Here is a 22630-nt window from a genome sequence, read left to right as displayed (position 1 = left end):
AGACCTTCTTTTCTGCTTGTTTTAGCAGTGAAAAACTCGGCTCACCATGTGTCATTTATTATTTCGCCCTCTCCCCCAAACGAGCTTTTTCAAAAAGGATGTGAGAAAAATCAATATTCTTATTGTCATACCGGACCCCGATCCGGTATCTCCAAGCATAGTTTAAGAGTGGAGATTCTAAATCGAGTTCAGGCCATCCTTTTTGGACAACCTCCGAAGGAGAGAGGGCGATACACCGATTTTGCCAGTGATTTATCTTTTTTATTTACCAGATCGCTAAACACCTATCAACTGGTGTAAGTAAATTAGCAGATCCGTCACTTCGGCCGACGAGCCGAAATCTCCCAAGTGTGCCAGGGTTACCTGCCGTTGAGATCAACTACTCCTATGCAACATACGGAGATCCAGGGTCTAACCCGGGATGACTTTCGGAGTTTTCATTTGTTTACTCACAGAAGGTCCTCTTTCGGAACAAGTAAAATTTGAAGCGTCGGCGACGCGCAAAAACAGGAAGAGACAACTATTTGTTCAAACAGACAAGCTGCTGATCGAGCCTTTAAATGTATCGTTCGCCTGAAAAGTGATTGTAAATGCCACACCCTCTTTGCTGTTATTAACGGTAAGATCTGCCTCCAGTTGTTTACTCAAAATGCGAACCAGGGTCATTCCCATGTCCTGGGCCGTTTCGATGTTAAAACCATCCGGCAAACCGATGCCGTTATCTTCAATTATCAATATAAAAGTGTCATTATCAGAGTCCAGAGTTACGCAGACCTTGCCCTCTTTTTTACCAGGAAAAGCATGCTTCAGAGAGTTAGTAATCAATTCATTTATTATTAAACCGCAGGGTACAGCCTGGTTAATGTTTAACTCCGCTTCATTAAGATCTGTTTCAAATTCAACGTAAGTAGTATTTGGTTGCAATGAAGACTGAATCGTTGAAATCAATCGTTCGATATACTTCCCGAAAGAGATACTTGCAAAGGATTCTGATTGATAAAACATCTCGTGAACATTTGCCATGGTTTTAATCCTTAGCTGACTGCTTTGGATATACTCTTCAACCGACATTTCGTCGCCCTGGTACAAATTCAATTCCAGCAGTGCTGAGATTACAGCGAGATTATTTTTGACCCGGTGATGGATTTCGGAAAGCAGTACCTCCTTCTCTTTCAGCGATTTCCGAAGCTGGCGATCTTTCTTTTTCTTTTCGGAAATATCTTCCTGGATCGCTATAAAACCCATCAATTCTTCATTTTCATCAATAATCGGGTTACTGGAGAATTTTATATCTAAAAGATCTCCACCTTTAGTCCTATTCATTATCTCTCCTTCCATAACCTGGCCATCTAATATTGTTTCCCAGAACTCTTCGTAAAAATCATCAGTCTGCACACCGGACTTTAAAACCCTGGGGGTTTTTCCCTCAAGTTCATCTATCGTATATCCATATTTTTTCTGAAACGATGGATTAACGTATTGAAAGTATCCATCCTTATCAGTTATAAAGATGATATTGGGTGAACGTTCAATTCCGAGCTTAAACTTTAATAGCTCTTTTTCGGCTCTGACACGGGTTGTAATATCATGTACAATGGAAAATAATACCAGCTTTCCCTCCTTCTTATTAAGCCCGGTGAACACCTCTACATCCCGCACGGAACCGTCGGCAAGCCTGTGTTTAAAATGAAAAACATTCCTCTTTTCGTTTTTAGCTCCGTCTATTTCTTGATTTATTTCCTCCGGAGAAAGGGTATCAATATCGGATATTTTCATTTTCTTTAATGTTTCCCGCGGCCATCCGTAAAATTCAATGGCAGCCGGATTGGCATCCAAAATTTGTCCGCTATCCGGATCGATCACAAGCATAATAATATGCTTATTTTCAAAAAGGCTGTGATACCTGTTTTCACTCTCTATAAGTTTTTTACGAGCATTATATCGCTCCGTAATATCTTCTATCATGGCAATTCCATCACCCAAGTTATTCTCCGTGTTATTCAACGGATGAAAGATAACCCGCACCGGTACTGTCTTTCCTGATGTAACTGATCTGTACTTTCCCTCATATTCGCTTTTCTTGCCATCTAATGCTTTTTTGACCGCTTCAACAATCTTTACATCCGGAAGCTCAGTCATATTCAAGCCGATTATTTTATCAGAGGTAGTTCCCAATATTTCAGTAAATCGTTTATTGCAGATAGTAATCTCTCCCTTCTCATTATAGTGCAATATTCCAATGGGTGATTTCTCAAATATGGTTTGATATAGATCGATTCCCAACTCGTTAGTCGATCCCTTGCCAGAAGTTCTCTCTTGAATCTCCTCATTTATTCCATCCAATAATTCGCGAATTTTCGCTATATCATCCTGCTGAATCCCATTGGTTGATTCAAGCAGCTTACTCACCTTTTCCAGATTTCCGACTATTCGATCTGATTTATTCATAAACCGATATTGTGTACCCGCTGCCTTTTAAACTTTTAGCCGCGTATGTATTGAGTTAGCGCCACGTTTTGAATTGGCTTTAATTAATTTCTCTTGTTGATGATAGATCATTTCCTGATAAAAAAATTATACTAATTTGATCATCATAAACATTTAATTTTTGCATTAAAAGAGCACACGGCAGTGAAGTTACCCCGATATTCATACTTTATAATCTATAATTATAATAATATCAATGGCTTATATAATTTTATAAACGAAACTGAGAAAAATGGATTGACCTTGAATAGTTGGCGGATAAAAGGACAACGATTGAACCGTGAGGAGAATCCTTTCATACCGGCGAGTAGCGAATTTTAAAGTTTTTGAGTGATATGGACCATTGAAAGGATTCCACGGTGAACTCGTGTCCGCCGCCAAGTATTCACAGTCTTGACTTTTTGGTTCCTTTTGGGTCAAGCCAAAAGAACATACTACAGTAATACCTTTAAACCATAAAAATGGGGCAAGTCCTCCACACGGCAATCTTGTTGTTTTATATCAACCTGATTTTATTAAATTCTTTGCTGTGTCCTTCTTCATCCGGTTTTACTCTCAATATCATCTCTTTATACCAAGTTTTTGATCTATACAGTGGCACTATCATTGATTTGGGCATCCCTTCCGGACAGTTGCTGCCACTTTTTTGTATTGCAGCTTGTAATGGATAACCCATAATTTGGAATGATTATAATCATTTACAGGCTTATCCTCTTATCAAACATAAACGTTACAAACTTTAAAGAAATAACTTCAGGATATGCAGGAACGAACTTTCTCTTACGACAGCGATGAAATAAAAGTAACCTGGGATAAAAAACGGTGTATCCATGCGGAGGAGTGTGTGCATGGATTAAATGATGTGTTCGATCCCGATCAAAAACCCTGGATACAACCTGAAAAAGGGTCCGTTGATGAAATTACAGAAGTGATTGAACGATGCCCGACAGGTGCGCTTCATTATGAAGTGAAAAACGGAGACCGATCAGAAAAACCATCCTCAAAAAACCGAATTAAACTCCGGGAAAACGGTCCCTTATATTTTTTCGGTGACCTGGAAGTACAGGATGCTGAGGGAAATACTGTTTTAAAGGACACCCGTTTTGCTTTATGCCGATGTGGGGCTTCCGCCAACAAACCTGCCTGCGACAACTCTCATGAAGATTTAAACTGGAGTGCTGATGTTGGCGCGGATACTTCCGGTATGGAACAGATGGACGAGGAAAACCAGGATACGTTGTTGATCAAACTTATGAAGAACGGCCCGGTACTGCTCGAGGGCATATATACGTTGGAATCATCCAAAATTGGCGAAGTGACATCCTCAAAAGGTATTGCACTTTGCCGGTGCGGTGGTTCATCCAACAAACCCTTTTGTGACGGGACACATAAAGAGATTGGGTTTGAAGCCGAATAACCTGTACGCCGGAGAGTGGCCAGGCCATCCCGATCGTTCGGGGCTTCTCCGGCACCCATGACCCGGAATCGAGTAAAACCCGAACATCCTTATGGTGATCAAATGAATTGAAATCGAACCAGAATGAATGAGTCCTTAAACACAATTTGTAGAAACGGGCAGGCTGCCCGTTGTACATAGATCTGACCTCATCCGATGACTTGCTCTATTCTAAATTCCTAACCTTTTTCACTTTACTCGTTCCGAAGGTCCTCCTTCGGAATGCTAAACCGAAGCTCCGCTTCCATTCCTCCGTCACCTCACCCAAATGGAATCAAATTCTACAGTTGTATTACCAGAAGCAGAGCTTCTACGAGTGTGTTCCGAAGGAGGACCTTCGGAACAAGTTAAACCGTATAAGAAATCCGCGAAGTTTCTTTTTTTGGATTTAGGATTGTATGAAAATCCGGAGAATAAACTTACTCCAAAACTTCGCGGATTTTTCCAACCTGATCCGAAGCAACACTATCCGGATAACCCCCAAATTCCTGCAGAATATAGGTTGAAAGCCCGGCAACCTCCTCATCACTCAAAAAGTCATGCGGGGGCATTTGAATTTCATAATCGGGAGTATTCTGACCGGATAGAATCACCGTTAAAAGCGAATCTTTGTGTTGTATTTTTGTTGATCCTTTAATCGGCGGAAAACGCCCGGCTACTCCTTCTCCATTTCGCTGGTGGCAAGCCGCGCAGTACAATTCATAAATCCTCTGGCCTGCCACTCCAATTTCTTTCTGCAGATTATCCTCGACCTCATCAGGGTATCGAATATTGCTGGCTGTTCGTTTTACTTCTTTCATTTTGGCCAGTTGTTCCTCTCCATAATGATTCCCTGTCTCCTTTATACATCACCCGCCAAATTTTTCCTTTCACGGAATCGCTGATATACAATGATCCATCCGGACCCACCGCCAATCCCATCGGGCGATAGTTTGAATCGTTTGTATTTACCACCGGATCAACCTCTGTAAATCCGTTTGCAAAAACATCCCAATCCTGGGAGAATTCTCCATCTTTATAAGGCACAAATCCCACAAAATAACCGGCCTGCGGGTAGGGATTTCGAATGGTTGATCCGTGAAATGCGATGAACGCCCCATTCCTGTAATACTCCGGGAACTGGTCGGCTTGATAGAACTTCAAATCATTCGGTGCAAAGTGACCCGGAAATCCAACCAGCGGATCATCAAACTCACTGCATCGCCCGATTACTTTTCCATCCCCACCATACTCCGGCGCCAAAACTTTCTTCTCTTGAAACTGATCGTAAAAACAGTAGGGCCATCCAAAGTTTGATCCGTCTGCAACCCTGGCAAATTCCTCGGCCGGCAGCACGGCATTATCCCAGGCGGTAAACAGCTGAGGCCACATGCTGTGAAGATTATCGCGGCCGTGTTGTACCACATAAAGTTCGTTATCAACCGGATTCCAGTCCATCGCCACAATACTGCGCAGGCCGGAAGCATATCTCTTTCCGGTTGGATTTAAGACAGAGTTATTTTCTGCATTCGAACTTTTCTGTTGAACCTGGTTGAATTGATTCGACTGAAACTTCCAGATTCCTGCATGATCTTCAAGAATCGGGCAGGGATCTTGTCCCGGCGAACCCGGAATACGATTCTGCTCCTGGCACGCATCCGAGGGTGCTCCATAAGCCGTGTACAGATTTCCTTCACCATCAAATGAGAGAGGTTTTCCAATATGCTCATGATGACCGGGATCGTGATCGTCAATCACAATGGTATCGCGGCGGGTGGTATCTGGAATCAACTCACCGGGAATCAATGGATACCGAAAAACATACAGATGTGTGCTGTAATAGAGATAACCGTCGTGAATCTCCATACCGGTTTCGTAATTCCCCCGGGTCTGATCCAGGCTGAATGTTTTGATGATATCTGCTTTTCCATCTCCGGTCGTATCACGAAACGCTGCAATTCCGCCGGTTTCATAAGCTCGCTTCAACTTTACATAGATATCGCCATTTTCATTTACCACAAGATGGCGGGCCGGGCCAACACTATCGGCCACCACTACTGCTTCGAAGTCATCGGGCAGAGTAAGCCCTCCATCATCCCGATCACCGGGCGGAAGTTGAACACGGTTTTCAAACTGACAAGAGATGGAGCTTATCAGAAGAAAACCAAAGAGGGCTGCAGATTTCAACAGAAAAAGAATCTGTCCCGTGAAAAAGTTTTTATGTAAATATTGTTCGTTCAAAAAAAGAATCCCTGAAAATTAGCATCGGAAAATTAGGTAATAAATATATAAGTTCGAGCACATATTCGAATTGAATATTTTTCATGATGGTTATTCCTCGTAATGACGACATGAAAACATATAATAGAATTCAATCTAATAAACGCAGATACTTACATGAACAGACGGAGATTTTTAAAAGTAATCGGAGGATCAGTTTTAGCAGCACCTTCACTTTTATCCGCTTTACCGAAAATCAGCAAACAGGAACTTTTTGAAGTCACTCATTTTACGGAGCCGGGCAGTTTTACATCCGGTGCGGAAGGGCCGGCCGTGGATACAGATGGAAATCTCTACGCTGTGAATTTTGCCCGGCAGGGAACCATCGGAAAAATCACACCAGGTGGAAATGGCTCTGTTTTTATAGAACTGTCTGATGGGAGCATTGCCAACGGAATTCGATTTAACAGCCGGGGTGAAATGTTCCTGGCGGATTATGTGAATCACAATGTGCTGAAAGTGGATATGGATTCGAAAGAGATCTCTGTATTTGCGCATGAACCAAGAATGAATCAACCCAACGACCTGGCAATCGGAGCCAATGATATTTTGTACGCGAGTGATCCCAATTGGAGTGAATCCACCGGTCAGCTTTGGCGGATTGATACGAACGGAACCACAACACTACTTGAAGAAAATATGGGAACGACCAATGGCGTAGAGGTCAGTGCGGATGAGAAGAAGCTTTATGTAGGTGAATCGGTTCAGCGAAAAGTGTGGCAGTACGATCTGTCTGAAGCTGGAGAGATCAGCAACAAACGAATTTTGATAGAATTCCCCGATTTTGGATTAGATGGAATGCGATGTGATCAAAAAGGAAACCTTTATATCACCCGCCACAGCAAAGGCACGGTTGTAATCGTTTCGCCGGAGGGAGAAATTATTCGTGAAATTAAGATGGCGGACGGAAAAAACATTACCAATCTTGCGTTTGGCGGGCCGGATGGTAAAACTGTTTACTGCACCGTTGCCGATATTGGAAATATCCAGCTGTTCAGAACAGATACACCGGGAAGAAGCTGGAAGTTGTTTGATAGATCTTGAATAGTAAAGTGTAAGTTACCTTATAGAGATCCCCAGGGACAAACTTGCGCCAGTATAGATTTTTTGGGTAAAAAAAGGATTTCATTGCTCAGCAAGCACTGCTACATACATCGGCTCGCCGAGCCGATCTTCATTTTGTAAATCTATCCTGTCGGAAGTACATTACAGGTCGATGATTTTAATTCAAAAGTGTCCCCCTTCGAAGGGGGCAATGGGGGATGGCCAATCCTGAAAACAATTAACAAATTTAGTTATTGAATGAAGACATAAAAGTCATCCCCCCTGAACCAACTTTGTTGATTTCTCCCCCTTCAAAGGGGGAATTTATTAACCAACTTAAATTCAAATAAACAGCTCAAAACAAATGGATCACAACACCCAAAAAACAACACGAAAATCTGCCATCAAATCAATGTTTAGTGGACTCCTGGCTGCCGGTGCCGGACTTTTCGGAATCTCACAGGCAAAAGCTGCTTCAAGTGAAGAATCTTCTAAACCGATTACATCCATTACCGGTAAAAATCAACAAGGCGAAGTTCCGCTTTTTTCAAGCGTAAAAATTCATGACGGCCTTGTGTACGTAGCCGGAAAAGGCGAACACGGAGAGGGAGATATTACGGTTCATACCAATTCGGTATTAGATCAGATTGAAGAAGCTCTTGAAGAAGCGGGGTCATCCATGGACAGAGTCCTGAAGGTGAATGTGTACCTTCATGATATCCGCGATTATGATGGTTTGAATGCGGCCTACCGCGGTCGGTTTGGAGACAGCCCGCCTGTTCGCACAACCGTTTCCTGCCACGGCGGAATACCCGGAAATTCACTGGTTGAAATTGACTGTATTGCCGCTCTTTAATCGTAATCTAAACTATTTGCAATTATGACCTGCTCACTATTTAAGGTTCATTTTAAACAAACCGCTTCGTTATTCATCACACTAATCCTGCTTTTACCATCCCTTCTGTTTGCCCAGAATTATGATCTCCTGCTAAAAGACGGACATGTCATAGACTCAAGAAATGAGATTGACGGTGTTTTTGATATCGCTATTTCCGGTAACACCATTGCCCGTGTTGCAGCAAATATCCCGGAAAATGAGGCGAAGAAAGTTGTGGACGCCTCCGGGCTCTATATCACTCCCGGCCTGATAGACATGCACAGCCACAATTTCTACGGTACGGAACCTTATCGCGCCTACAGCGATGGTTTTAATGCACTTCCCCCGGATGGTTTTACATTTCGATCCGGTGTAACCACCGTGGTGGATGTTGGCGGTGCTGGTTGGAGAAATTTTCAGCAGTTCAAAGACCAGGTGATTGACCGGTCACAAACCCGCGTTCTGGCGTTTATCAACATTGTGGGCGATGGTATGAGTGGCGCGCCCGAACAGAATCTTGCGGATATGGATCCGAGAATGACCTCGATTATTGCAAATCAACACTCTGAGATTGTAGGAGTTAAAATTGCTCACTACAACGGCAGAGATTGGGAGCCCTATCGCAGAACGGTCACTGCAGCCGAAAAATCAAACATCCCGGTGATGGTAGATTTTGGCGGAGCTATTCCGCCGCTTCCGATTGACAGTCTTGTGAATGATATTCTGCGTCCCGGAGACATCTACACACATGTTTATGGCGGTGGTGTGGAAGTCCGGCAGGCGGTAATTGATGAAAACGATCAACTGCGTGATGGTATGCTGGAGGCCCAGGAAAATGGAATCATTTTTGATGTGGGCCACGGAGGAGGCAGCTTCTTTTACAGTGTAGCCGTTCCGGCGATTGAGCAGGGATTGTGGCCAAATACCATCAGCACGGATATTCACATCGGCAGTATGAATGGCGGTATGAAAAATATGGCGAATCTGATGTCTAAATTTATGAATCTTGGGATGACTTTGAATGAAGTTATTGAGGCATCCACCTGGAAACCGGCACAGGTTATTCAGCGCGAAGAACTGGGACATTTAAGTGAAGGTGCCGTTGCGGATATTGCCGTTTTTAGTCTTCAAGAAGGAGATTTCGGGTTTATTGATTCCCGTGGATTCAGCCTCCCCGGATCTCAAAAACTACAACCGGAACTGACCATTCGCGCCGGGAGTGTAGTTTGGGATCTGAATGGACTGGCAGCTACTCCTTTTGAGGAATAATAAATCCCCCTTTGAAGGGGGAAAGTGATACCGATCTGATTTATCAGAATCGGGAGAACTCGGGGGATGTCACCGCACCACGCAGACACCCCTCTTGATTTCTCAAGAACAATTGAGAAATCATGTCTCCCCTCAAAGGGAGATTTTTAAACCCTCAACCTATTTCTTGTTTATGCTAAAAAATGTAACCCTATTAATCCTAATCCCACTTTTTACTATGACATGTGCAAAACCCGACAATCAAACCAATTCAGAAAACCTCTATGATTACGATGTGGAGGAGCGAATTTCGGAGCTGGGAATTGAACTGAGCCCTCCAACTCCACCGGTTGCGAATTATGTGAAAGCTGTTCGAACCGGAAATCTCATATTTCTCTCAGGTCATGGTCCCGACAAACCAGAAGGAGGACTTGTTACCGGCCGTGTGGGTACGGATCAGATTACCGTTGAAGAAGCCAAAGAAGCCGCTCGATTGACAGGAATTTCTCTCATCAATTCCCTGAAGGCTGAGATTGGCGATTTGAACAAAGTAAAACGAATTGTAAAAGTGCTGGGGATGGTGAATGCTGAACCCACTTTTGGCGACCATCCACAGGTTATCAACGGTTTTTCTGATTTGATGGTTGAAGTTTTTGGTGATCGCGGAAAACATGCGAGATCTGCGGTTGGGATGGGCTCCTTGCCAAGTAATATTCCCGTAGAAATTGAGATGATTGTGGAGGTTGTGGATTAAATTCCCCCTTTGAAGGGGGAAAGTGAAATGAGCGTATAGCGAATGAACTCGGGGGATGTCTCAAGACTCGTGCCGTTAACACCCCTCTGAGTTTTTCAAGAACATTTGAAAAACTCTGTCTCCCCTCAAGGGGAGACTTAAAACCCCTAATTTTTTAATCAAAAATAAACCAATGTTAAACCGACGAACGATGTTAAAAATGCTTGCAACTCTTCCGTTTATGGGTGGGCTTGCGGGATCAAATGCGATCAGAAAAGTATCAGGTGAAAAATTGACTCGGCCGAAATACAGCCGCGATTTCTTCACAGAACTGGGAGTGAAACCGTTTATTAATGCCTGGGGCACGATTACGGCGAAGTCGGGATCGCTGATGCACCCGGAAGTGATTGAAGCATACAATTATGCTTCTCAACAGTTTGTGGATTTGAATGAGTTGCAAGACAAAGTCGGCGAGCGAATTGCAGAGATGCTGAAATGCGAGGGGGCAATGGTGACGGCAGGTGCAGCTTCTGCATTAACACTGGGTACAGCTGCAACGATTACGGGTAAAGACCCTGAAAAAATTCGGACACTGCCCAATCTGCCCGGAGAACAATTGGAAGTGATTATTCAAAAAACCCACCGTTTTGGCTACGATCATGCCGTTCGGAATACGGGCATAAAAATGGTTGAAGTGGACGGTCCGCAAGAGATGGAAAACGCGATTAATGACCGGACGGTGATGATGCTCTTTTTTAACGCCGCCGGCGAGCATAGCGTAAGTCATGAGCAGTTTGTTCAGATTGGCAAAAATCACAATGTCCCCACATTTATCGATGCGGCGGCTGATGTTCCTCCTGTTGAAAACCTTTTTAAATACACAGAAATTGGATTCGACCTTGTAACCTTCTCGGGCGGAAAAGCCATTCGGGGGCCACAGAGTGCCGGGTTGCTGTTCGGCCGAAAGGAGTTGATTGAAGCGGCTCGGCTCAACACGGTTCCACACAGTGATACCATTGGGCGTGGCATGAAAGTGAATAAAGAGGAGATCTTAGCAATGATGGTAGCGTTGGAAAAATATCTTGAACGCGATCATGAGAAAGACTGGAAAGAGTGGGAAAATCGTGTAGCCCGAATTGATGAGGCTGTGAGTACTGTTCCATCCGTAGAGACGAATCATTATGTGTTTCCCGTTGCCAATCATGTTCCCCATCTGTCCATCAAATGGGATCAGGAAACGATCCAAATTACACCTCCCAAGCTGCGTGAAAATCTGGAAAGCGGGTATCCATCTATTGTTACGTTTGGAGGCGATGAATCGGTTGAGGTCAGTGTGTTTATGATGCAGCCGGAGGAGGTTGGCATTGTAGCCAAACGGCTGAAAGAGGAACTGGAAAATGCTATGGCATAAACGTACGCCGGAGAGCTTCTCCGGCACTGATTGAATATAACAAGTTTTATGACCCTCAATTATGATGAATTTTTTGGATAAACCCGAACCGATATATCAAACCCTTTTAACAATTTGTAGTAACGGACAGGCTGTCCGTTGTACATAGTACACCGGAGAGCTTCTCCGGCTCCAGGATACTTCGTTAAGACAAAATAACCCTTTTCGATTGATACTGACGGATTGGCCCGAATAATTGTATGAAACTTAATATAGAATAATAGAAACGGGCAGGCTGCCCGTTGTACTTAATATGAATCAACCTAAAAAATTTCTCGAAATCGGCGCAATCTTCATGGCACTTGCAGTAGTTTTCGGAGCATTTGGCGCTCACATTGTTGAGGGAATGTTAACTCCGCAGCGCTTTGAAGTGTATCAAACTGCCGTTCAATACCACTTCTATCATGCACTTGGTTTATTGATCGTTGGCACTGTCTCATACCACATCAACAACAAATGGATGAAATGGAGTGGGTACTCCCTGATCGCCGGTATTCTCATCTTTTCAGGCAGCCTCTATCTCCTCACGCTTTTGGATATCGGATGGCTCGGAGCTATTACTCCCATCGGCGGTGTTGCTTTTATTCTTGGGTGGATATTTCTATTTATTGCTGTTCTGAAAAAAGAGTAACAAGTAAGTGCACGGGCTTCAGTTGAACCATCACACTTTCTAAAAATTTTGTTACTATATTTTAACATCCAACTATATCATAAAGTGAAGGCTTTGCAAAACTATGACCGTCATCCTGAACTTGATTCAGGATCTCCTGATACTGGCTATAAAGACGAATGGAGAATCTGAATCGAGTTCAGATTGACGCATACCCACGGTTTTGCAAAGCCTTCAAAGTGTTTTTTTTTATGATATCAGCAGCTTGGGATTTAAAAAATTCTTAAGAGGAAAATAGAATCATGAGTTCCGGAGATACCCGCCGTAAATTACTCAAGATCGGGCTGACAATTGCCATAGTCATCCTGCTTATTCTTGCCGGAATCCAGATTTTTCTGAGTTTTTACATAGATGATTTTGTTGAAAGCCGGCTTGTTGATGCAGTAAATCAACAGACTCAAAATCAATATGAAATGAATGTCGGGGAGCTTTCTCTCAGTGTCTGGAATCGTAAAATGGAGCTGAATGATGTGAGCCTTCACCCCACCAACTCATCATCTACTGCTCCCAAAGTTGACTTCGATCAATTGTCAGTCACCGGCATACAATTTCTTTCATATCTGCTGAATGGATCTGTAAACCTTGGCGATGTTCAACTGATCCATCCTGTTGTAACTCTTATAGAAAACAGTCCGGATTCTCTTGCATTTCTGAACCGGCAAGATGATTCTTCAAACCTAATAAAACCACCGGATGTTATTGTTGATCGGTTTACCGTTGAGGACGGTTCAGTGATTGTTCAAATCTCCGGGCAGGACAGTTCCAGGGCTGAACTCCATAATTTTGACTTGACAATTTCAGGAGTTCGGGTTGATTCATCAAGCAGGCTCACCTCTCCTTTTTTTAACTTTGAATCGGTTACAACATCAACCGGAAAGATCCGGTATGCTTTTAAAAACGGTCTTTATACACTCGAATCTCATCAAACCGAATATTCCACTGCTAAAAATATTGCTTCGATCGATTCACTGAAATTGATACCGAAGTATCCCCGGTACGAGTTTGCACAGCAGATTGGTCATCAACAAGACAGGATTTCTTTAACCGTGGATCAGGTAAGTCTTGAAAATCTCAATATTGATTCGGTCAACACGGGCAACTTCATCGCCGAAAAATTGATTATCGACAAGGCAAACCTGGACGTTTTTCACAGTAAACTTCTGCCGGATGATCCTGATCGGGTGAAGACGTTTCCTCATGTAGCGTTCAAAAATCTCAATTTTCCCGTTACTATAGACACTATTGCAATCAACCAATCCGAAATCAGTTACAGCGAGCATCTGCCGGATGTGGATCGGCCTGGAACCGTTACGTTTGCAAACGTGAATGGCGTGTTTGCCAACGTAACGAACGACTCAACGACCATTAGCGGGGGACATGAAATTACCCTGGATGTAACATCGGACGTGATGGGAAGCGCAGAACTGGATGCTCATTTTGTATTTCCTATGGATGAGAACGGAGACCATACTGTGCGGGGAACGCTTGCCGGCATGCAAGCCGCCCAACTAAACCCGATCCTGGAACCGGTGGGACTTGTTCGTGCTGAGCGGGGCACCATTCATTCCCTGCAATTTTTGATGAATCTCGGCGCAGACTCTGCATCCGGCTGGACCCAACTTGTGTACAGCGATCTGAAAATTGCCGTACTCAATACCGAGAATGTAAACGATGGAGGCAGCCGGTGGTTTAAAACAATGCTTGCAAATTTGATAAAAATAAAGGAGGATAATGATCAAGATCCATTCCGCAGAGGTGAAGTTTCCAAAGAACGCAAACGAACAAAATCAATTTTCAGCTATTGGTGGAAGTCATTATCTACCGGTTTGAAAGATAATGTAGGATTATGACCGATAGGAGCGTAATTCCGGTTGTTCGCGAATAATTATATGCAATCAAGTTAATAATCATCACATAAATAAGGCTGATCGTATTTAAACTCTATTTCTATGGACAAATATCCACTTGTTATTCGGTCTCTTATCCTGTTATCGCTCGCATTTCTGATTATTGCTGCGCTTATCATCACAAAAACACTTCTCGTTCCTCTCTGCTTTTCCATACTCCTTGCATACCTGCTTTACCCGGCTGCAGAACGGCTCGAAAAAAAAGGGTTGTCAAGAATCCTCACCAACTTTGTACTCATTATTTTTACAACGGTGATAGTCATTGGATCTGTTTATGGTATGGCTCTGTTAGTAGCTACATTTACAGCAGATCTTCCTGAGATACAGGAACAGTTTCGACAGAATCTAAGCAGTTTCCAGCGTTCACTCGGTAGTTTAATCGGGGTTCAGGAAAGTGAACAAGATTCAATGATTAAAAATGCTGTAGGAAACACAGGCCAATATCTACAAACATTTTTTACGGCAACAGCAAACTCAATTCTGGCTGTAGCACTTGTTCCCGTGTACACATTTCTTCTTCTTTTTTACCGGGATAAGTTCAAAAATTTTATCCAGTTGTTGGTTCCTGACGATAAACAGAATATTGCCGATAATATCATTGAGCAGGCATCTGAAGTTGTGCCAAAATATATGAAAGGACTTTTTATTGTTTGTTTTGTGCTGATGGGGATCAACTCCCTGGGATTTTATCTTATTGGTGTTCAGTATGCCATTTTATTTGGAATTATCGCGGCGATCTTTAATCTCATTCCTTACCTGGGCACAGTTATAGGATATGGAATTGTCTTTATTTTTGTAGTTGCAACCCAATCGCCCGGTGTTGCACTTGGTGTTGTGGGGCAGTTCTTTGTGGTGCAGTTTTTCGAGAACAATATTCTCACTCCCAATATTACAGGCTCCTATGTTCAGATCAATCCGCTGGTCATTATCTTTTCACTGATCGCGGGAGGCATGATATGGGGCATGCCCGGAATGTTTATGGTTATTCCCTACCTGGCCATGATGAAAATTGTTTGTGAAAATATCGAATCACTCAAACCGATTGGATACCTGCTTGGAACGCGCGGGACGGAACGGCACACTATCCAGCTCAGTTTTCTTCAATCCGGTCAAGATTCCGAGTAATCTTTATTTCGTATTCTAAATTTCTGAACTATCTATGTTTGATTGGGTAAAAAATATCATTGAGTCGATTGGGTATCCCGGAATTGCTTTTTTGATGATTCTTGAAAACATCTTTCCGCCTATTCCATCGGAGGTAATCATGCCGTTTGCCGGATTTGTAACGGAGCAGGGAGAACTTAATTTCTTTGGAGTGATAGTTGCGGGTACTTTCGGTTCAGTTCTTGGAACGATTCCATTTTATTACCTCGGATTAAAAATTGGCGAGGATAAAATTAAGAGTTGGGCACAAAAATATGGGCGATGGATAATGTTGAGTCCTAACGATATCGACAGAGCCACCCGGTGGTTTGAACGGCATGATGCCTCTTCCGTATTCATTTGCCGCTTAATTCCCGGTATACGAACACTCATCTCCATTCCCGCCGGAGTTGCACGCATGAACTTCTTTAGTTTTATCTCTCTGTCTGTTGCCGGCACTACAATTTGGATAGGTTTGCTAACCTACTTTGGACAGATACTTGGCCGAAATTACCACCGAGTTGAGGCTTACCTGGACCCTGTTGGATTCGCTGTTTTTGGATTCATTATACTCTCTTATATCATATATATCATCAGAAATAAATAGTGTTTATTAGAGGGCTTTGCAAAACCGTGGTTATTGGTCAATCTGAACTCGATTCAGATTCTCCATTGGTCTTTATAGCCAGTATCTGGAGATCCTGAATCCCCGAGGGATCCATGGAAAAGTTCAGGATGACGGTCGAAAGTTTTTGCAAAACCTTCTGCTGAGAAACATGCCGGAGGCGTCGGCACTAGTTCTGATTCTCCAGGGATATGAAGTTCAGGATGACGGTCAGAGTTTTGCAAAACCTTCTATTAGAAAACATGCCAGAAGCATCGGCACTTTTCCCTCGCCTTGATCTTGACGTTTTTCTTAGGGTATAATGAGCTTTCTAATAACACTAAATAGATGCAGAAGCTCCTCTTTGCAAATTCAGATCATCTGTTATATTGTAAATAGAAACACGAAAAACTATACCCAAAACGGTCGTGATTATGGATACCCAATTGCTTTCAGAAAAATGGTTTTTAAATCAAATAAAGCTTGCAATTCTTTTGTTATTCATAATTTTTCCGGCATCACTTTTTGCCCAAAATGAAATTGAAAGGGGCAGAATTTCACTGCAGGGTCTCCAGGAATTTGGATTTACAGCAAATATTGAGGGCAGCCGGCAAGTAGTGGATCACGATTCTCTAACCCCTTCCGTGATACGTCAGCAGGCGATCAATCAACTTGTAGAAGCCGGAATTAGATTTATATCTGATGAAGAGGTAGAATCTTCCGCCGACATTCCCTTTCTGTATATGCATATTAATACCATGAGATTGGATAACGGGCTTATTCCCTTTTCGATAAATCTTCAGCTTTACCAGCCTGTAAAACTCATCTTAAACAGAGATCTTCAAACATCAGCCAGTACCTGGGATACCGGAATGGTTGGCATTGTCTCGCAGGATCGGCTTCCGCTGATAAACCAGGCGGCAGAAAATGTAATAAATCAGTTTATTGATGATTATAAACAGGCGAATTAAAACTGGGTCCGCTTATGAACATTCAAAAATTCCGCGACTATTGCCTGTCTTTTCGAAAAGTAAACGAGGAGTTTCCGTTTGATAATAACACGCTCGTGTTCAAAGTAAAGGGAAAGATATTTGCACTTTGCAATGTGGATCAATTTGACAGCTTGAATGTAAAATGTGAACCGGCTAAAGCTATAGAGCTCCGTGAAAAATATCCCGACATTGTTATTCCCGGTTATCATATGAATAAGAAACACTGGAACACTGTAAAGATGCCTAACAATCTCCCGGATGATTTGCTTAAATCATGGATCATGAATTCCTATGACCTGGTAGTAGCAAAATTGCCAATGAAAGATCAGGAGACGCTGAAATAATAGATTTATCGATAATGTAAAGCTCTTCTATTACAATTTATATTTTATCCACTCTAAACATTCCGTAGAATTCGTATACAAACGAACGAATCTTCCACCTCTCAATTGTTAAACTCCGTAGATGAGCGCTAAAAATTCAATCGAACGGCCTAAAGAAAACGATTTTCTTAATGGCGCAATTGCTGTACTCCTGCTCATAGCTGTTATGGCAGCTTCCTACTGGGTGGTGGGAGATATGACTGACGGAAACGTGACTATCTATCATGTGTTTGTAGCTGCATTCATAACGGCTGCAACCACAGGTTTCGGGGCAATACCTTTTTTATTTATAAAAAGTTTCGACAATAAGTGGCTTGGAGTTGGAAATTCAGTTGCCGCCGGCCTGATGCTCGGGGCAAGCATCGGGCTTGTTTATGAGGGTTTTACGATTGAAGGGGTGGAATATAGCATCATTAAAGTTATCGGCGGCCTCATTGCAGGCGGAATACTGGTGTTGCTCTCTCATAAGATTCTTGACAATACCGATGAAGATTATTCGATAGGACAGGTAACCGGTGCAAGCGCCATTAAAATGTTGATGATTGTTGGTATTATGACGGTTCACTCATTTGCTGAAGGAGTTGGCGTTGGAGTATCGTTTGGCGAAAGCTCATCCTTTGGCTCCTTCATCTCCATTGCAATTGCCATCCATAACATACCGGAAGGGCTGGCTATCAGCCTTATTCTTATTCCGCGCGGAACTACTGTTCGGAAGGCGGCTTTTTGGAGTATATTCAGCAGCCTGCCTCAGCCCATTATGGCCGTTCCGGCGTTTTTATTTGTACTGGCATTTAAAACCTACCTGCCCATTGGCCTGGGAATTGCTGCAGGCGCTATGTTCTGGATGGTTTTCAGGGAACTTTTACCTGATGCCCGCGATGAGTTAAAGTCTCACCGTGTATATATTTTAATGATCATTACAGCTATAGCTATGATTCTTTTTCAAATAGTCCTGGATGCGTAAAACTAATTATCATCCCCGCCAAGCAGATCCTTTATCCTGTTTTCGAGTTGCTGCAGTAAACCACCGGTCATCGCTTCTCGAATTGCTCGTTCAATCAATGGCTCCATTATTTGTTGCATACTCTGTTTTATAGTATTACTCCCATTACGGCCAATTCCCTCAAGCTCAAAAGTCTCAATACTTGCTTCTGCTGTTCTTTCGCGGTCAATTGTACTGCTCACTCTAACTGTCGCATTTTCCATTATCAGATAATCAATCACCACAACCGGTTCATCATCCTCCTCCGAAAGATTCATATTCTCATTCAACTGCCTTAGATTGATGCCAAATCCCTGTTGCTCGAAAAAAAGCCTTGCACCGGATATCCGAATATTTTCGATAAGAATTGTATCCGATAACATGGTTGTCAGATCAAATTTCAAATGGATTTCATCCATCTCTATTGCCGGTTGATCACTGAATTGTCCGGGATTATAAACTACAAATTCATTGATTTCACTTGATCCATTCCAAACAGAAACATTAACATTACCAACCTTCACCTCTGTTTGATACAACTCCGACCCACTCGTTTCAATTGTTGATTTCACAATACCGTCAATAGTCACATTCAAAATGATAAATACGGCGGCTAATACAACAAATATTCCTACAACTATTTTTAGTCCTTTTTGCATCATCTTGTCATTTTTAAAGATTAGAAAAGTACATTATTCGAGGGCTTTGCAAAACCGTGGTTATTGGTCAATCTGAACTCGATTCAGATTCTCCATTCGTCTTTATAGCCAGTATCTGGAGATCCTGAATCCCCCGGAGGAACGATGGGAAAGTTCAGGATGACGGTCAGAGTTTTGCAAAGCCTTCTATTCAACTATTCCAAAACAGGCTCATAGCAGATCAGGCTCATTTATAATTATTTAACATTAAAGTCTTTTCTATCAATGAGTTCAGTGAATTCAGAAAGTAAAATTTATTTACAGATAATTATAAATAATTCATAAAACTTTATATATTTGGAAGCGCTACCAAAGCAATTTTTATCGTATAGGGTTATCTGTTATTTATGAAAAATTCTGTTCTGTTTTCTGATAACAAAGTATCATCAAATAATAACTATCCTCTTTTTTCGAAGCTTGAAAACATGGAGCACGAACAACTTGTATTTTGCTCTCGCCCAGAGGTCGGGTTGAAAGCAATTGTTGCAATCCATGATACCACACTCGGGCCCGCTTTAGGCGGCACCCGAATGTGGAATTATGCTTCCGAAAATGAGGCCATCAAAGATGTTTTAAGACTTTCCCGGGGCATGACCTATAAAGCAGCTATATCGGGCCTGAATTTTGGGGGTGGAAAAGCGGTCATCATTGGCGATTCCAGAACTGACAAAACCGAAGAGATGTTTCGTGCTTTTGGAAAATTTATTGACGGTTTAGGCGGCCGGTATTTTACTGCCGAAGATGTTGGAATGACAGAGCGCGAAATGAGCTGGATTCATACAGAAACAGACTACGTAACCGGAATTCCAAAATCTCTTGGCGGCAGTGGCGACCCCTCACCTGTAACTGCTTATGGCGTGTATATGGGAATAAAAGCGGCCGCAAAAAAAGCCTATGGCAGTGATTCGCTCTCTGAAAAACGAATTGGAATTCAGGGTGCGGGCTCGGTTGCAACCTATCTTGCAAAACACCTGGAGAACGAAAATGTCAGCCTCTTTATCACTGATATTTTTGATGAAAAAGCCCATAAACTTGCAGAGGAGACAGGAGCAAAAGTTGTAAACCCCGATGAAATTTATACACTCGATCTCCACATATTAAGTCCTTGTGCACTCGGTGGAATTATCAATGAGGACACCATTCCCCATCTATCCTGTGATATTATTGCCGGTGGTGCAAACAATATTTTGGATGATGAACAAGAGCACGGACAGATGCTTCAGGACAGAGGAATTTTATACACACCCGATTACGTAATAAATGCCGGTGGAATCATCAATATATCAAGTGAACTACAAGCCCAGGGATATAATGAAAACCTTGCGATGGAGAAAACTGCTGAAATTTATGATACCGTTCTCAACATTTTTGAATATGCTGAAAATCATAATCTGACCCCGATTGAAGCATCCAATAAACTTGCCGAAAAGCGTATTCAAAATATTGGCAGTCTTAAAAATATTTTAACCTAATCTTAATCACATGAGCCAAAATAGATAAGACGAAGAGAGAGTTTAAAATGAGCAGGTAAGAGACCCATAGCTCACCATACAGGGCAACCCGGTAAAACGGGTTGCTTTTTTTATTTCCTGCTGTAAATAATTACCAGAGAAGATCGTATTGTGTTTGAATTCTCGAAATATCATTACTAAATACAGCATTATATATGCATAAAATTGTAAATAAAACTCTAACAAAGTTTAAAGAGTGATGGAAAATAATGGAAAGGTAAAAGAATCCGTTCGGGGCGGTATTACACTCGGATCAGCATTGGCAGTAACCATCTCATGGTCGGTCAACAAGTCGATCATATGGGCTATTATCCATGGAATTCTTAGCTGGTTTTATGTGATCTACTATGCCCTGTTTTATTAATCAGCCATTTTGATATTTTTTAGAACATCGTCAATAAACAAATTCAATACCTATGCATCGGTTTTCGAATACGTGGTCGTTAATGAAAAGCTCTTTCCGGGTTTTAAAAGAAGATGCCATGATCCTGATATTTCCAATTCTCTCAGGAATTTTTACGCTGCTCATAATTGGCAGTTTTATGTTGCCCTTTTTTGCAACGGGAAGTCTCGAATCCATCCGTTTTTTAGAGAACCAGCCCGGAGTGCTTGGGTACATTTATCTCTTTCTCTTCTATTTTCTCTCTTATTTTGTGATGTTGTTTTTTAATTCTGCATCGGTGGTATATGCCATTGAAGTGATGCGTGGCGGCAGACCCACAATTTCTCAAGCACTAAAAATGGTTACTCACAGAATTACTCCACTTTTGGGATGGACCTTCATTGCCTCAACAGTTGGTTTGATCATAAATTCTCTTGAAAACTCCTCCGATTCGATTGGAAAAATATTCTCAGCATTTTTGGGATTGAGCTGGACGGTTATCAGTTTTCTTGTTTTGCCTATTCTTATCGTAGAGGGAAAAGGCCCGGTCACCTCACTTAAACTGTCTGCAAAAATGTTAAAAAACTCCTGGGGTGAGCAGCTTATCGGTCATTTTAGTTTTGGATTACTATTTGCACTTATAAGTTTCCCGATTTTTTTCATCATTTTTCTGAGCTTGCAATTTGGTGGAGCCCCTGCAATTGCCGGTATTGCAGTTGGAGTACTTTTGGTGATTGGAATGGGGGTGGTACAGTGGTCCCTCCAATCCATTTTTATGGGGGCGATCTATCTTTTTGTAAGGAAGGAGAATATTCCGTCTTCATATTCAATTACTCAGATTAGCAATGCTTTTCACTGAGTTTAAATAATCTCACACATTCTCAATCTTTCAGATATACAGCCGTTATTTGATCGCCTGATTTCTCCGTATCTTTGCAACGATTTTGGGACCAAATTTTGTTTCAAATCACTCATAATCTGTAAGGATATTTAATATTTAAACATATGTCTCTGAAGAAAGAAGAATTTAAATTTAACGACAGACTAATCAAGGGAATTGAAGCCGAAGGGCGGTTTAAAATCAGTGTTGTAAAAACAACGGATGTAGTTCAAACCGCGAAGAAGAATCATGGCCTTTCCATGTTAAATACCGTACTTCTCGGGCGGACTCTCACCGCAGCGATGCTCCTTGCCTCGGAACTGAAAGGCGAAGAACGGATTAAAGTTCAGCTTCAAGGAAACGGGCCGGTGGGTCTTCTTGTAGCTGAAGCCAATCGTGTGGGAGAGATCAGAGGTTATTCCCAAAACCCGGCGGCAGAACTTGATTACAGTCAGCCGGATGTAAAAATTGGAGACGGAATCGGGCTTGGCCTTCTCACTGTATCAAAAACGCTTTACAATGAAGCCGAACCGCGAACCAGTACGATTGAGATTGTAGAGGGAGATGTACTCTCAGACATGGCTCATTACATGGTACAATCGGAGCAGGTATTGTCCGCTTTTCTGCTTGATGTTAGCCTTAAAGACAATGGGGATGTAAATCAAGCCGGGGGCGTGCTCATCCAAAGACTCCCTGAATCCGATGAATCAGTGATGGAATCACTGCAAAAAACAGTGAAGGAACTGCCATCTGTATCAAGTATGCTTGAAAACAACCAGTATATCGATTCCATAATGGAGAAAGCCTGTGAACCATTCACAATTAAAGAACTGGATCGACAGCCCGTTCACTTCTTCTGCCGTTGCAGCACGGGCAAGTTCAAAAATGCTCTCTCTTTGCTGAGTTACGAAGACCTGAAAGAAC

21 protein-coding genes are annotated in these 22630 nt (G+C 42.4%); 17 read left to right on the top strand and 4 right to left on the bottom strand.

Annotation, left to right across the window (positions count from 1 at the left end; translation table 11 throughout):
• Positions 1–528: 528 nt before the first annotated feature.
• Positions 529–2448 (bottom strand): PAS domain S-box protein, encoded by a 1920-nt coding sequence (locus U5K72_13685; protein ID MDZ7719863.1) that lies wholly within the window; start codon positions 2446–2448, stop codon positions 529–531.
• A 799-nt stretch (positions 2449–3247) separates the two neighbouring features.
• Here U5K72_13685 and U5K72_13680 point away from each other — a divergent pair.
• A complete protein-coding gene (locus tag U5K72_13680) occupies positions 3248–3904 on the top strand; it encodes a CDGSH iron-sulfur domain-containing protein (protein MDZ7719862.1) in 657 nt (218 codons plus the stop codon).
• Positions 3905–4362: 458 nt separating this feature from the next.
• On the opposite strand, the gene U5K72_13675 is transcribed toward U5K72_13680, so the two are convergent.
• Positions 4363–4743 (bottom strand): cytochrome c, encoded by a 381-nt coding sequence (locus tag U5K72_13675; GenBank protein ID MDZ7719861.1) that lies wholly within the window; start codon positions 4741–4743, stop codon positions 4363–4365.
• Positions 4700–6109: a PQQ-dependent sugar dehydrogenase gene (locus U5K72_13670; protein ID MDZ7719860.1), complete on the bottom strand. Its 1410-nt coding sequence runs from the start codon at positions 6107–6109 to the stop codon at positions 4700–4702. The genes U5K72_13675 and U5K72_13670 overlap by 44 nt, the downstream gene beginning before the upstream one ends.
• 210 nt (positions 6110–6319) lie before the next feature.
• On the opposite strand from U5K72_13670, the gene U5K72_13665 reads away from it, so the two are divergent.
• The 12 genes from U5K72_13665 to U5K72_13610 all read left to right on the top strand — a co-directional run bounded on the left by U5K72_13665 (position 6320) and on the right by U5K72_13610 (position 18217).
• Positions 6320–7246 carry an SMP-30/gluconolactonase/LRE family protein gene (locus U5K72_13665; protein MDZ7719859.1) on the top strand — a complete coding sequence of 309 codons (927 nt, stop codon included), beginning with the start codon at positions 6320–6322 and terminating at the stop codon, positions 7244–7246.
• A gap of 364 nt (positions 7247–7610) precedes the next feature.
• The gene (locus U5K72_13660; protein MDZ7719858.1) at positions 7611–8102 is read left to right on the top strand and encodes a RidA family protein; all 492 of its coding nucleotides are present in this window, start codon (positions 7611–7613) and stop codon (positions 8100–8102) included.
• Positions 8103–8126: 24 nt separating this feature from the next.
• Positions 8127–9392, top strand: a complete 1266-nt coding sequence (locus U5K72_13655; protein MDZ7719857.1) for an amidohydrolase/deacetylase family metallohydrolase — start codon at positions 8127–8129, stop codon at positions 9390–9392.
• A 217-nt stretch (positions 9393–9609) separates the two neighbouring features.
• Entirely contained in the window at positions 9610–10125 is a 516-nt protein-coding gene (locus tag U5K72_13650) for a RidA family protein (GenBank protein MDZ7719856.1), read from the top strand.
• Positions 10126–10297: 172 nt separating this feature from the next.
• Positions 10298–11515, top strand: coding sequence for an aminotransferase class V-fold PLP-dependent enzyme (locus U5K72_13645; GenBank protein ID MDZ7719855.1), 1218 nt, complete (start codon positions 10298–10300; stop codon positions 11513–11515).
• A gap of 334 nt (positions 11516–11849) precedes the next feature.
• On the top strand, positions 11850–12185 hold the full coding sequence (locus U5K72_13640) for a DUF423 domain-containing protein (GenBank protein MDZ7719854.1): 336 nt from the start codon (positions 11850–11852) through the stop codon (positions 12183–12185).
• A gap of 281 nt (positions 12186–12466) precedes the next feature.
• The gene (locus tag U5K72_13635; GenBank protein ID MDZ7719853.1) at positions 12467–14074 is read left to right on the top strand and encodes a hypothetical protein; all 1608 of its coding nucleotides are present in this window, start codon (positions 12467–12469) and stop codon (positions 14072–14074) included.
• Positions 14075–14173: 99 nt separating this feature from the next.
• Positions 14174–15256, top strand: coding sequence for an AI-2E family transporter (locus tag U5K72_13630; protein ID MDZ7719852.1), 1083 nt, complete (start codon positions 14174–14176; stop codon positions 15254–15256).
• A 34-nt stretch (positions 15257–15290) separates the two neighbouring features.
• The gene (locus U5K72_13625) at positions 15291–15881 is read left to right on the top strand and encodes a DedA family protein (protein ID MDZ7719851.1); all 591 of its coding nucleotides are present in this window, start codon (positions 15291–15293) and stop codon (positions 15879–15881) included.
• A 431-nt stretch (positions 15882–16312) separates the two neighbouring features.
• The gene (locus tag U5K72_13620; protein MDZ7719850.1) at positions 16313–16849 is read left to right on the top strand and encodes a hypothetical protein; all 537 of its coding nucleotides are present in this window, start codon (positions 16313–16315) and stop codon (positions 16847–16849) included.
• Positions 16850–16863: 14 nt separating this feature from the next.
• Entirely contained in the window at positions 16864–17214 is a 351-nt protein-coding gene (locus U5K72_13615) for an MmcQ/YjbR family DNA-binding protein (protein MDZ7719849.1), read from the top strand.
• A 121-nt stretch (positions 17215–17335) separates the two neighbouring features.
• A complete protein-coding gene (locus U5K72_13610) occupies positions 17336–18217 on the top strand; it encodes a ZIP family metal transporter (GenBank protein MDZ7719848.1) in 882 nt (293 codons plus the stop codon).
• Between the two features lie 2 nt (positions 18218–18219).
• Here U5K72_13610 and U5K72_13605 read toward each other — a convergent pair whose 3' ends face one another.
• A complete protein-coding gene (locus tag U5K72_13605; GenBank protein ID MDZ7719847.1) occupies positions 18220–18897 on the bottom strand; it encodes a hypothetical protein in 678 nt (225 codons plus the stop codon).
• Positions 18898–19280: 383 nt separating this feature from the next.
• Between U5K72_13605 and U5K72_13600 the strand changes: the two genes are divergently transcribed.
• From U5K72_13600 to U5K72_13585, 4 genes are all read left to right on the top strand, one after another.
• Complete coding sequence (locus U5K72_13600; protein ID MDZ7719846.1) at positions 19281–20405, top strand: Glu/Leu/Phe/Val dehydrogenase; 1125 nt, start codon at positions 19281–19283, stop codon at positions 20403–20405.
• Positions 20406–20643: 238 nt separating this feature from the next.
• Positions 20644–20808, top strand: a complete 165-nt coding sequence (locus tag U5K72_13595; protein ID MDZ7719845.1) for a hypothetical protein — start codon at positions 20644–20646, stop codon at positions 20806–20808.
• A 52-nt stretch (positions 20809–20860) separates the two neighbouring features.
• Positions 20861–21685, top strand: coding sequence for a DUF6159 family protein (locus U5K72_13590; GenBank protein MDZ7719844.1), 825 nt, complete (start codon positions 20861–20863; stop codon positions 21683–21685).
• Between the two features lie 146 nt (positions 21686–21831).
• The coding region (locus U5K72_13585; GenBank protein MDZ7719843.1) for an Hsp33 family molecular chaperone HslO at positions 21832–22630 on the top strand (799 nt) is incomplete at its 3' end.

This window comes from Balneolaceae bacterium (genome assembly GCA_034521495.1).
Taxonomy (GTDB): domain Bacteria; phylum Bacteroidota; class Rhodothermia; order Balneolales; family Balneolaceae; genus Rhodohalobacter.
This window is presented reverse-complemented; position numbering and strand designations above follow the sequence as displayed.